At 45.2% G+C, this 13,486-nt stretch carries 7 protein-coding genes; 3 read left to right on the top strand and 4 right to left on the bottom strand.

Features of this window, described 5'->3' with window-relative positions; translation table 11 throughout:
• Window position 1: 1 nt before the first annotated feature.
• The 3 genes from HQN88_RS28010 to HQN88_RS28000 all read right to left on the bottom strand — a co-directional run bounded on the left by HQN88_RS28010 (window position 2) and on the right by HQN88_RS28000 (window position 7,329).
• Window positions 2-952, bottom strand: a complete 951-nt coding sequence (locus HQN88_RS28010; RefSeq protein WP_173118912.1) for an ABC transporter permease — start codon at window positions 950-952, stop codon at window positions 2-4.
• A gap of 244 nt (window positions 953-1,196) precedes the next feature.
• Window positions 1,197-3,494 (bottom strand): AraC family transcriptional regulator, encoded by a 2,298-nt coding sequence (locus HQN88_RS28005; RefSeq protein ID WP_173118725.1) that lies wholly within the window; start codon window positions 3,492-3,494, stop codon window positions 1,197-1,199.
• Between the two features lie 154 nt (window positions 3,495-3,648).
• Window positions 3,649-7,329 (bottom strand): polysaccharide lyase family 8 super-sandwich domain-containing protein, encoded by a 3,681-nt coding sequence (locus tag HQN88_RS28000; RefSeq protein WP_173118723.1) that lies wholly within the window; start codon window positions 7,327-7,329, stop codon window positions 3,649-3,651.
• A gap of 376 nt (window positions 7,330-7,705) precedes the next feature.
• Here HQN88_RS28000 and HQN88_RS27995 point away from each other — a divergent pair, with 376 nt between their 5' ends.
• The 3 genes from HQN88_RS27995 (at window position 7,706) to HQN88_RS27985 (ending at window position 13,005) form a co-directional block, all read left to right on the top strand.
• Window positions 7,706-8,296 carry a TetR/AcrR family transcriptional regulator gene (locus tag HQN88_RS27995; RefSeq protein ID WP_173118721.1) on the top strand — a complete coding sequence of 197 codons (591 nt, stop codon included), beginning with the start codon at window positions 7,706-7,708 and terminating at the stop codon, window positions 8,294-8,296.
• A gap of 63 nt (window positions 8,297-8,359) precedes the next feature.
• On the top strand, window positions 8,360-9,760 hold the full coding sequence (locus HQN88_RS27990) for an MFS transporter (RefSeq protein WP_173118718.1): 1,401 nt from the start codon (window positions 8,360-8,362) through the stop codon (window positions 9,758-9,760).
• 107 nt (window positions 9,761-9,867) lie between these two features.
• Window positions 9,868-13,005, top strand: a complete 3,138-nt coding sequence (locus HQN88_RS27985) for a S8 family peptidase (RefSeq protein WP_173118716.1) — start codon at window positions 9,868-9,870, stop codon at window positions 13,003-13,005.
• 282 nt (window positions 13,006-13,287) lie between these two features.
• Here the strand turns inward: HQN88_RS27985 and HQN88_RS37400 are convergent.
• The coding region (locus HQN88_RS37400) for a hypothetical protein (RefSeq protein ID WP_216855856.1) at window positions 13,288-13,486 on the bottom strand (199 nt) is incomplete at its 5' end.

Here is a 13,486-nt window from a genome sequence, read left to right as displayed (position 1 = left end):
GTTAGTACAGTCCCTCCTCCCCGAACTTCTTGGCTACACGATTTGCCGTAACAACCAGTATAAGACCTACAACTGATTTGAATAATCCAGCAACCGTTGCATAGCTGAACCGGCCTTGTTGAATACCGACACGATATGCATACGTATCAAATACGTCAGCTACCTGCGATACGGGTCCGCTTGCCATGAGGAAAATTTGTTCAAAACCTACATCCATCACTTGGCCTAAACGTAGGATTAGCAAAACAATGATCGTGCTTTTGATACCAGGAATGGTAACATTCCGCATCTGCTGCCATCTTGTCGCGCCATCAATTTGTGCCGCTTCATACAACTCTGAGTTAATCCCGGCCAGTGCAGCAAGAAAGATAATCGTTCCCCATCCTGCTTCTTTCCAGATACTTTGAGCCGTGAGCAGTGCCCAGAAATAATTAGGCTCCGTTAGGAATTCAATCTTGTGCCCGCCGAATTCGACGATTAATTGGTTAATGACTCCGCTGCTTTGGCCGAGAATCAAGAAACATATACCGACGATGATCACCCAAGATAAGAAGTGAGGTAAATAGATCACCGTTTGTACGATTTTCTTAAAAGGTAAACTCTTCACCTCATTCAGCAACAGGGAGACCACAATGGGAATGGGGAAGAAAAATACGATATTGAGAAGTGAGATCGCCATCGTATTTCGAAACAACATCATAAAATCGGGATTCGTGAAAAACTCACGGAAGTACTTCAATCCCACCCATTCACTATCCCAGAAACCTAAATAGGGAGAGTAGTTTTTAAATGCTAACAGCAATCCCCATAACGGTACATACTTGAATATGAGGAAAAATAGTAATCCTGGCGCTGCCAATAAATAGAGATATTTGTCACGCTTCAGCGCGACCTGCCACTCGTGTACCCATGATTTCTTAGATGTCTTTCTTTCTTCTAGTCCACTCGGCATCACGTTCTGAAACTGTTCCACCTGACTATGTGACAATGTCATCACCTCTCATTAGTACGATTGCATCTCGTTGTTTTGCTTGAAACGATCGTACCTGATCGTAAGTCATAGGGACAATGACCAATTCTTATCCACGCTTTGCGGGAAAGGCAAAAAAGGAGAAACCCCGTAACCACGGGGTTTCTCCTTACCTTTTCCTCTTTTTTTGCCTCTATATGAATCGATAAAATAATTTTTGGGCATTCTAATTTTCCTCGTCTGATCCTCGGAATTGACCTGGCGTCACGCCCATATGCTTTTTAAATACGCGGATAAAGTTTTTCATCTGGTACCCCACTCGCTCAGCAACTTCGGATACCGATAAATCCGTCGTACGAAGCAACTCAACGGACTTCTCAATCCTTACCTTGGTCAAATATTCAATAAAGGAAACATCCTTTTTCTTTTTGAACAGCTTGCTTAAATATTGAGGACTCAATCCACAAATTTGCGCACACTGATCCAGCGACAAATCAAAGTGATAGTTCTCCTCCATATACCGAACCACTTTCGCAATCAACTGCTCATGCTCTTGATGCTGCTTGCCATGCACATAAGCAACGATGGGTTCGACCAATTGTTCTTTAAACCAGGCATTCAATTCATAAGTCGTACTGATATTGCGAATATGGAGATACGGATCCTCATTCGATTCTCCAAATAATTGAGCGGTATCCAATCCGAGCATGTAGGCAGTTCGAATCGCAGCTGTAAGCAGGCGATAGTACGACATTTGAATAAGCTCAGGCTTCTGGATCGCAGCGCCCATTGCTTTCGCAAACTCGTCCATCATCCTGACGGCTTCATCACGATCTCCCAGTTGCAATGAATTCTCAAAATGCGTCTCAATCTCCAACGGATATCGATAATGCATGTCCAAATGACTTTTACCCTTTGTATGGGCGATGACTTGATTGCCACCGACAATAATACGAGAGCGGACAGCTAGCAATGCCTCCTCGTATAGTTCAGGCAGCTCGCCAATCTGTTCACTCTTGCCACTTAGCCCAATCGTAACTTGAAGACGTAAATAGTCCGATACAAGGAGCCGCAGCCGCTCAGCAAAATGTTTAATGTCGGATTCTTCATCCTCGGATTGCAGCGGATCCCTATACAACCAAACAGCAACCTGATCATTCAGCAGATTAATGCCGATTCCTTCCATCGCATGGGATTGTAAAAGTTCACTAGCAATATTTTTCACAGCAAAGACGATCAACTCACGATCATTTTCTTGAAAACGCACCGTTCCTTCCGATTGCAAATCGAAGGCGATAACCATGACCATACTTTCCTTATCCGCTGGTACGTTATACCTCCGAAGCATCGCCGTTAGCTGATCCTCGGAATAATAGAGAAATCGTCCCTGTAAAAGCTGCAACGCAAAGATTTCGCGAATCAGCGGCAACTGGTCACTCAGTTGCTGCTGCATGTCATTCGCTGTATTGCTGAGCTCAGCCCATCGCTTATGAACAAAGCCCACTTCATCGGTTTCTACTTCATCCGTTTGTCCGTCTTTCACATAAGCGACAAGATTCTGAATAGGGCGATATACACGACGTGTGCCCCATAGCGTTATAAGTGCTCCGAACACCAAACATATGAGAACAATGATCAGTGTGATTAATTTGATCCCATTCGACTTGGCGTTTAATTGATCGATCGGAACCATGTTGATATATTGCCATTTATTTAAAGAAGATGTAATAGGAGTCACCATATATTCGGTTCCGTTATAGGCGAACTGAAAACGCTGTTCCGAACCTATATGAGCAACCCGATCAAATAACCCCTCCGGAACGTCACTTTCCCCCATCGAGGTTACAAGTACTCCCTTTTCGTCCAAAATGAACATTTGTTCACCTTTATAGCTGATAAACCGTTTCATAATATTCTGGAACAGCTCTTCATTAATACGTATAAACATAAGCCCGATCAGCTGTTTACCCAGCAGGGGCAATTTAGCAATTAACGTAATGCCCTTGTCGTTATAGCCTGGTATGAAAGGGTATGGCCCGCTGACCCACCTAAGCTGATCATTAGAGGCAAGCTCTTTAAGGAGCGTTTCGCGCTCCGCGATGCCTTCAATTCGTCTCCCCCCATATATCGGAGAGATCAAATAACCTTCATCCGGTATGTACACAGCTACATCGCTAGCTTCTTTATTCCCATTCATGAGCGCAGATAATTCCCGTGAAATTCCCGAGTAAAAGCCGGCGTAATTCGTGCTCTTTAATTCCACTAAGTTAGAGCTGAAAAATGTACCTAACAACATTTGAATCGCATTGTTTTGCAAGCGATCTAACGTGGAATCGATGGTGGAAGATACGTTATTTAAGATCCGAACATTTGATTGATTCACTTCACTCTGGACAGCAGATGCTGAATATAAATAACTCCCAATTCCAACAACGAGAACAGGAATAATCGCAGCGAACAAGGAAAGAGTGACCATATTGCGAAAGATCGTTTTGCCTCGGAAAAAACGCTTCCATAAATTCATGAATATTTTGCGCAGGGCAATCACCTCGCTGACTGAATAATGAGCATTTTAATCGGTTCGTCGTGTAAAATCAAGTATCTCGAGAAATAAGGATGACCCGACTTCATCACATAGACGAAGTCGGGCTGCATTTGTTCGAATGAATTTATTTAGATTATGACTTTAAAAAGGCAATCGCGTTTAACAATTTCCCTGCGAATCCTGCGTCGATCTTTTTACCTGATTGTGCACGAATATGATTCTCTAACGCATTGAACGCCTGCTGTACTTGTGTCTGATTTAAATGCTTTTGAAGAACATCAATCATGACTAACAAGCTGTTGTAAATGCCTTGGTTGGTAATCCAACCTTGCTGATACGCATACCTGACCAATTCATCTAAATGGCCTGCATCCATCGCTACATGCAGCGTGTACGCTGATCTTGTTTCGTTCCCCGCTGTATCCGTTGCCGAAACGATTACGGAATGATTGCCAATTGACAGACTTAAAGGACTGAACGTATAGGGTAGACTTACTTCACTGCCGTTCAACGTGAGCGACTTCCCCGCTACTCCGCTTGTAGAATCGGAAATATCGAAATTTAGGCTACCGCCGTCTGTCCAGTAGACATTCATCGAAACGGTTGGAACGATGACGGGTGCTGTCGTATCCTTCTTGAATGTTACGACATGCGTTTTGCCTACGGAACCCGCTACGTTAATCTGGAGCTTTAAAGTCGGCAATGTTTGTACAACCGTAACTGTATCATCACTTTGCACGAGGGATAACGCAGCCTTGTTCAGCTCAAGCGTAATTGTGCTTTGCTTTTGTGTTGGATCGGATACGGCAACAGATAACTCCGATTGGGATTCCTTCACCATGACAGAAGAAGGATTGTGCGCGGTGATGAAATCGACCGTTCCTGGATGCCAGAAATTCGCAGCGGTAATCCCGAGCTTCTTCTCTTTAACCGCGTGTACATCTGTCGTATTACTTAATACATCAACATCTGGCGCATTGCTGTAAAGCTGAGTAGCTGCAGTATCTTTATGCGGCAGCATCACGTACGAATAGGAAGCATTCGAAGGCGTTGCCCCGTGTTCAAAGGCCAAGCTCATGTAATTCCGAGTGATTGGCGTCGCCGATTGACCGCTGTTAATGTCGCTCCATTTGCCTGTTCTCGCTTCGCGCAATCCATAAACGTTGGCCGCTTCTGGGAAATAATAGCCAATATCCGTTCCCGGCATATTCCCGGCTAAATGAGCCCAGTTAACGTTCTCCATCGTTTCCGACCAACCAAGCTGAGTTGGTTTGGCTGCTCCATTCACGGTGAGCACATTATCCCCCGCATTACTCAATTTACGGTTATCAATAATCGTTTCTACTGGCTGTGGTCCAGTTTTACTGCTTGATATGCCTGCGCCTAATGCGACGATTTCATCATCGAACAGAAACCACGACTTTTTGCCTTGCAGGTCGCTTCCGGTCACTTTCGTCAAGGAAAAATCCATCCCAGACACGCCGTAAAGCCCGTCAATTGTCGATCCTCCCACCCACTCTTTCGCATTCATGTACGAGGTCCATTCACCTGGCGTCACGCCTTTGCCTGAGCCATTTGTTGTCGTTCCTGGCAACCGGAATGAATCTACAGTTGGCCAGAAATCATTGCGATATTGGCCCAGATCTTGATCGTAAAGGTACGTCATACCAATTCCCGTATACCAACCTTTTAAATTCTCGTTATTGCCTTTTTCAAACGCTGAGATCCGATCGGAGAACATGCTGATTCCAAAACCGTACCCCTCGCGCAAATGGACAACACGGTCCATCCCAGCAAACACCTGGTTTTTGATCAATTCACCTCTTGACTGAATTGCGGCATCGTTTAGGAGATTTTTCACAAGACTCAATTCGTAGACAGATAATCCATCGAAATAATTACTATATGTCGTATCCGACAAGATCCACTCGCTCGCCATACGCTTAATGGATAACGCTACATCCGCTGGCGCCCCTTCGGCTAAGCGAAGCAACGTTGTAATCGTTCCTCTTGCACTGCCTGAAGCTTGCCTAGACATGCCTCTGCCATTGACCATATCCATATAGAGGCCTTTGTAAATCACCGGCTCAAACGTATCTGACACCCATTTGTATACGTTATTGACGTTAGGATCTGTTACCGGCCACGGGGAAACGTTCAACAAGTACGTCATATCAGCGGCTCGGCTTAGCCAAACTGCTCCGTATCCCGCTGTATAAGCAATATTGGTATGTTGAACAAGTGAACCGTCTTCATAAACGCCATCCCCATGATCTGCATAAACAAATTCCGGACCTATCGCATCCCGCCCTTGAATGATCTTGGCACTGTTATTTCCGATCACACCCCGAACCGTAGCAACCAGTGCTTTATCCAGCAAATTAGCTCCCGTCATTTTGACTCCTTTGACACCAAGAACGGAACCCACCTTCGGATCTGGACAAAACTTATCAATCGGCTTAATAAACTTGGTGATCTGCCCCTGAGTCAATTGCCCGTACATGAGCACGATGAGATCATTCAAGGTTTGCGGGACCCCGATCTCCCAGTCCCACCAATTTCCGTATGGACTTTTGTTTTCGTTATACCGGTTCGTATACATCCATTCCATAGCGCTTACGATATCATCTCGCAGGGAAGTATTCTGATACAAGGGAGTCCCTGGCATGGAATAAGCTGTTGCCATCGTTTTTAAACGACCGTAAGCCGTGCTAATCTGGCTCGAATCGGTTGTACTCGTCAAATCGCTCCATACATGTGTCCGATTACCCGCTTTATTTAACCGATCCCAGAAGCCAGTTTGAGCTGCATTCGATACACTATCTGCCAGTTTAGCGAGATTAGCGGCCATATCCGAATCCGCAGGATTGAACAGAGTACCTCCTGTTAATTTATCGGCCCATTTCTGTCTAAGCGCACTGTATGATGCTGCCATTTCCGCTGATTCAACGTTAATTGTACATTGTGCTGAAATCGTCCCATCAGGTGTTGAAACGGTAATCGTTGCCGTTCCAACACCTACTGCCGTCACTTTTCCATTGCTGTCCACTATGACTGCATCCGGATTGCTGGAAGTCCACATCACCGTTCTATCCACTGCGTTCGTCGGAGTGAGCGCCGCTGCGAGCGTAGTCGTTGTATCTTTCGTCATAGATATCGCGCTTGGGTCTAAAGCAATTCCTGTTACTCCGTTATATTCCTCCAGACTTACTTCATCGAACCATACTTTCCCCATCCCTGTCTCAAGAAATGGTTCGATGACCAATTTAGTTGCATTCGTTGGTATCGTCATAAACACTTGCTGCATCGTCCAATCGTTCGTACCTAACAATTTGGCGGTTGAAGGACCGTCTCCAACTTTGCTTGTGTTATAAAATTGTGTTCTGAAGTATGCTCCTGTACCTGACACATTCTCTGTTTTTAACCACATTTTCAATCGGTAGGATTTACCCGCGGTCACCGTTGTTACCGTCTGATTAATAGAGACTCTGCTTGTTGCAAATGCATCTACCAATACCGACTTGCTACCCTCATGAGCTGTCGCCATATCCAGCGTAACATTCACGGTTTTGTTTGGAGCCTTCCCGCTTCCAGTAGGAATCCATAGCCCCCAACCCGCGGGAGCATTTACACTGCTCCAATTCATATCCGTGGCCGTTGTCGCCTGCTCGAAACTCCCGTTCGTCATCAGATTCACCGCAGCGGCTTCAGCCCTTTTGGTTGCGCTTTCATAAAATGGAACAGATGAGGCAACCACACTAAAAAGCAAATTAGCAGCTATCAGCATACTCACTTTCTTTTTAACCTTCTTCATCAATTCATCCTCCCGATCTCATTCTATCCAGCCTAAAGATTATGGAACAACTTTCTTTTCCTTATGTAGGTTAAGTCTTCTGGTCTTGCACATATCCGATCGTACCTGACCGCTTCTTCCGTGACAATGACCAATTATTGCTGCGCAAATAAGAGATGATCAATAAAAGAGAACCCCGTTGTTACAGGGTTCTCTTTCGATTTAATGCACTTTTTTTAACACATGAGAACCTTTCATACCCATTTATGAGCATTCTAGTTTTCGATGGCAGCACGTTAGCAAGCTTAATCTGAAATCCTCATTGACTATAACGTCTAACCCGTTTAAAATAAATGTCAGTGAGTACTGACATTTTGTTCGGAAGAGGGATAACGCTATGGACACCAGCAAGATGGGAAGCAGCGATAAACTGCTATTAGCAGCACTCCATTTGATCGCGGAAAAAGGCTACAACGGGGTAACGACGCTGGAAATCGCCACCGCGGCTGGTCTCAGCGAGAAGACCTTATTTCGCCATTTTGGCACGAAACAGAAACTTCTCGAAGCGGCTTTCGACCGTTATCATTATGCGGAAGAGATGAAGAAACTATTTGCCGAGAAGCTCGTCTGGGATTTGGAGACGGATCTTCTACTCGTGAGCACGACCTATCATGAAATCATGAATAGGAATCGGAAAATGATTCAAATCTCGCTCAAAGAAGATGAGGGCCAATTACCCGGCTTTCGCACTCGTACCCAGAAGCATCCTCAACAGCTGCTTGAGATATTGACCAATTATTTCATCGACATGTCCGCAAAAGGGAAAATCGTCGCAACGAATCCTGAGCTGCATGCCTTTACCTTTATTATGATGCATTTCGGGGCTTTCATGAATGATTTAGATAGTCAGAAAAGCTATCCTGGCATTACCTTAGCCCCCTTCGTGCAAGAGAGTATCCAGTTATTTGCTAGGGCTTTACGGCCCTAGTTTTTTTCTCGCATTGATGACAGTAAGTACTGACAGTCTTTTCTTGAAAGGAAGTGCCTTTTTATGACAGCCAAAGCACCACTGCAAACCGCTGACAAATTAATGCGTGTGCTCATGTTCACCATGACCTTATCCATGATGAGCGGCGTTATGTTCAACATAGCCCTCCCAAAAATCAGTAAAGAATTTGCGCTGACGATAGCCCAAGTAAGCTGGTTATCTTCTGCCTATATCATGATCTACGCCATTGGCGCCGTTACATATGGGAAGCTCGCTGACCGCTACAGATTAAAAGATTTAGTTACGTTCGGACTCCTTCTATTCGCACTAGGCTCCGTAATCGGACTGACGTCGCAAACATTTGGCATGGCGCTGGTCGGCCGATGCATGCAAGCCGCTGGTGCCGCAGTCATTCCGGCGATTGCTATGATTATCCCATTACGCTACTTCGCTCCGGAGCGAAGAGGGGCAGCACTTGGCATGACAGCTGTCGGCCTAGCTTTTGGTAATGCCCTTGGGCCCGTGATTGCAGCCCTCATTATTAGCACACTACACTGGCGTTGGTTGTTCGCCGTATCTCTCGTTGTGCTGGTCGCACTTCCCTTTTACCGAAAATACCTAGGCAATGAACAGCCCGTAAGTTCAAGCAAATTCGACTGGATTGGCGGCGGTTTGTTAGGTGTCACCATTGCTTTACTCCTGCTCAGCGTGACGAATGGCTTCTGGCTTATACTCGGTGCACTGCTCGTTCTTGGATTATTCATGGTGCGGATTCGCACCGCGGGTGAGCCTTTTATTGCACCGAAACTATTTCAAAATCGAAAATATACGATCGGGCTTACCCTCTCGTTCCTCATAAGCGGAAGCTGCTGCTCACTCTATGTACTTAGTCCCTTGCTGCTAACGGATGTTCAACAGTTGCCTTCCGTATGGATTGGCTTTGCCTTGGTTCCTGCCGCCGCTGCATCTGCGCTATTTGGCCGTAGAGGCGGCAAGCTGGCCGATGCCAAAGGTAACTCGTATGTGGCCTACATGGCTTCCAGCTTATTGCTGGCCTGTTTCGTTCTGCTCACCACATTTACTGGCAGCTCGCCGCTGCTCATTGCCGTTTTCCTAGTTCTTGGCAATGTAGGGCAGTCCTTCATCGTCATTGCTGTGAATAATTCGGTTTCTCGAACACTGCCGGCAGATCAGGTCGGCGTGGGTATGGGTATGATATCGATGGCCAATTTCATTGGGCAAGGTATCGCCATCGGACTGTACAGCAAAGCCGTCGATCTAGGATCGACTTCCATGTCTAGCTGGAATCCACTATTCAGCCACGGATCTGGCATTATTTTTAGCAATATCTATGTCGTGTTGCTCGGTTCTCAGCTTGTTATTCTCGGTCTGTATTATATCTCGTTCGGCAGACAGAACCGTCGCTTGAACGCGACCCAACCCAGTGTTTTATCGAATATTTAGAGAACGTCGACATATTCCGACATAAACCTCCCCTATCAACATGTAAAATATGAAATGAATCTTTTTTTTCGTATTTATATTACATTTACTAGGGGGATGTCATGGTTTTGTATAAAAGAAAGTTACTTCTTGCACTCGTTTCACTCTTTACCGTCTTCAATCTCTCACTTGGAACACTCGGATTTGCTCAAGAACCGAATGATCAAGCCAGCACATCCACGGTGCCTTCCTTCAATGAGAGCGACATCGTTCCGGGGAAGGTTCTCGTGAAATACAAGCAGCAGCCTGCTGCTAACGGCATCCAGTCATTGTCCGCGCGCTCCGCTTCTTCGTGGACAACGGTCAACTTCGGGAATGAGCTTTCTGTCTCGGATAAGCTTGCTGAGCTTCAAAAGGACCCGAATGTGGAGTATGCGGAGCCGGTTTATAAGGTGCATTTAATTGCGACAGAAGTAGCTACGGATATAGTACCCACTGTCTCACAATCGGTCTATACCGGAACTTCGGCATACAAGAAAACTTGGGGGAAACGTGCGGCTCATGTTGATCAAATGGGCACCTACTCTGATCTCACAAAGAATCAGAATGTCACAGTGGCCGTGATGGATACGGGTATTGATATGACACATCCAGCCCTACAAAATTCTATAATCCAAGGTTACGACTTTGTAAACAAAGATAACAATGCGCAAGATGATAATGGTCATGGCACACATGTTTCAGGGATTATTGCAGCGCAACCTTATGGCGGGGCTGATGTAGGTGTCGCTCATGGCGTCCAGATCATGCCACTTAAAGTTCTTGATAGTACTGGTGGAGGAGATACGAGCTATTTGTACCAAGCTTTCCAACACGTACTCGCCCATCCAGTTGATGTGATCAATATGAGTTTGGGCAGTTATGCAGACAGTATTGCCTTGCACGACATTATTAAAAAAGTTCATGATCAAGGTACTGTGATTGTTTCGGCTTCTGGCAACGACAGCAATAATTGGACGAAGGACGAAATTGGGCAATACACTACGCAACCTTGGGATACCACAGATACCCACCGTACTGCCTATTTTACTAGCTACCCAGCAGCTTATGAAGAAGTTATCAGCGTTGGCGCTATTGCCCAACTAACTGATCTAAGTTATGCCATCGCGGATTTCTCTAATATAGGCAAAATAGATCTCGTTGCACCAGGCATTAATATCTATAGTACGATTATTGGTAACAGCTATGATTATAAGTCAGGAACATCCATGGCTACGCCTTTTGTTGCAGGACTTGCTGCTTTATTGAAAGCAGCTAATCCAGATCTGGATGCAGAAGATATACGGCTCATTCTTCAAACGTCAGCACAACCAGAGAATCTACTTTCTTTACAGCCGAATATTTATGAACCATCCAACCATTATCCCTTTAACTATGTTTCACAAAAGATGGCATATGGCGACGGTCTTATTAACGGCATCCGTGCCTTTGAAGTGCCTAGGTTGCAATTGTCACCTGCCGTAGCATTTAATTTCCCTACAAACCCTACTCTCAGTTATAACTTTAAATTAGTGGATATTCATGATGACATCGTGAATGTCACTTATTCGGTATATCTTAATTCCAAAGCCTACAATGAAACTAGCATTATTAGGGAACTAGATGGACCATATGCTTTTGTTGCAACGCCATCTTGGGCACCGCTTCTTAACGGTCAAAAGCAGTTAGCTGCTACGATGAGTAATGTTGATCCTGTTCATAACTTCTATATGTTCGGAACATGGGAAGAACCACTTCCAACAGGCGGTGTAGCGTACCATCGTTCAAACCTGATTTCTTTCTATAGCCCACCTAACACACCTTTAGTTAGCTTACAACCTGGTGCATATAGAGGAACACAAACAGTCACACTCACTTCTCCTTATACAACTGGAACTATTTACTATAAGATCGAGCAGAAGAATAAAGCAGCAATCATATCGACGTTCCCTATATCTGGTGGTGAGCTTAAGTTTAGTGAAGATACTTCCTTAACAGTTGCCACTTATCATAACAATGTTTTCAGCGATAATACTTATTATCTGTATACGATTACTCCTAACGCAGGTGGTGGTGGTGGTGGAGGCGGCGGTGGCAGCTCACAACAACCTCCCTTCCTCAATGCCGATGGGAAAATGACCTATGAGTTCAAACCCGCACACGTTGATTTATTAATCCAATTAAATAAAGCTTTGTCTGACTTAACCTTGGATGCTACAACGAAGGAAAAAGTGGACATCCTCTCCGTCGAGATCGACGCTGATATTGTTCAAAAGGCTTCGCAAATGAACAGACCGATCGTTATCGCGTCTAATGATATCAACATGCAGATTCCGCCAAATGCTTGGCCGATCAAGCTTTCGACTAGCAAAATTCTGTTCACATCGAGCAAGTCTACTACAGCCATCCCGAATTTCACATCAGCATCCGCTATTTATGATTTTTCCGTAACCGAGGATGGGTCGAAAATCAGTACATTTGCTTCACCTGTGAAAGTCACCATTCCTTTTGATACGAAAAAGGTCAAAGATGTTCATAAACTAAGCGTCTATGTTTACGATGAAGCACAAGGTGCTTGGACGCCAATCGGTGGCTCCCTCAATGCGGATGGCACCATGACGGCTTCACTTGCTCATTTCTCCAAATATGCCGTTCTTGAGAAGCAAAACGAGACAATCCTTAAGGACATTAAGGATCATTGGGCACAAAAAGAAATTGAAAACTTGGCTGGCAAAGGAATTATCGATGGCATCGATCAAGACTCCTTCCAACCTGATACCACATTGACAAGAGCACAATTCGTCACCATCATCGCTAAAGCGTTAAAATTACAGCAAAGTGATCATGCCGCCATATTCCAAGATATATCTGCAGATGCTTGGTATCGGAATTCCGTCTATGCGGCCTATTCTGCGGGTATTATCAGCGGCATGAGCGAGCAAACCTTTGTTCCGGATGCGCCTATCACGCGGGAACAAATGGCCCTCACCATGGTTAATGCCTATTTACATGCCGCAGGTAAAAAGCTTGCAGATATCGTCACCACACAAGAGGTCAAATATGCCGATGAAGGCACGATCAGTACATGGGCTAGATCCTACGTCCGAATCGCTTCAGCCTTAGGTCTACTCAGCGGAACAACAGGAGGACAATTCGCTCCTGCGGATAATGCTTCTAGAGCACAGGCCGCGGTTGTGATTTACCGATTGTTGGACAAAGTACAATAAGGGCTGCGCTCTAAGCCCACTACAAAAAACCATGGAAAGCGGCCATTTGGCCGTCTTCCATGGTTTTTTTGCAACGCGCTTTTCCTCACACAAGCTTGCCTCCCTCATCCCCATTGCCTTCCCCGTAACCTAACGGACAAGGGAGACGTTATTCCACACTATATGCGCCTTTTTCTGATCTTACGGACAGCAGCGACGCTATCCCACCATTTTGCTAGTCCAACTTGCTCCTTTTTACCAAATAGCGTCACACCTGTCCGTTATCACCATGACTGCCAGTGTTTATATGAAATAGCGGCATCCATGTCCGTTAAGAGCTTGCCTCTCTGACGACACCGCGACGTCAAAAAGACCGTCCCGAATGAACTGCACCCCAATTGTTAGACACAATCTAACAATTGGAGGTGCAGTTTTTCTATATGTCCAAATTAACACCACAAGAAAAAATACAAGCTGCAAGAAGGTACCTTGAGGGAAAGGA

Origin of the sequence: Paenibacillus qinlingensis (assembly GCF_013204845.1) — a bacterium.
Taxonomy (GTDB): Bacteria; Bacillota; Bacilli; order Paenibacillales; family NBRC-103111; genus Paenibacillus_E; species Paenibacillus_E qinlingensis.
Note: the sequence above shows the minus strand (reverse complement) of the source record. Positions and strands in the feature narration are given on the sequence as shown.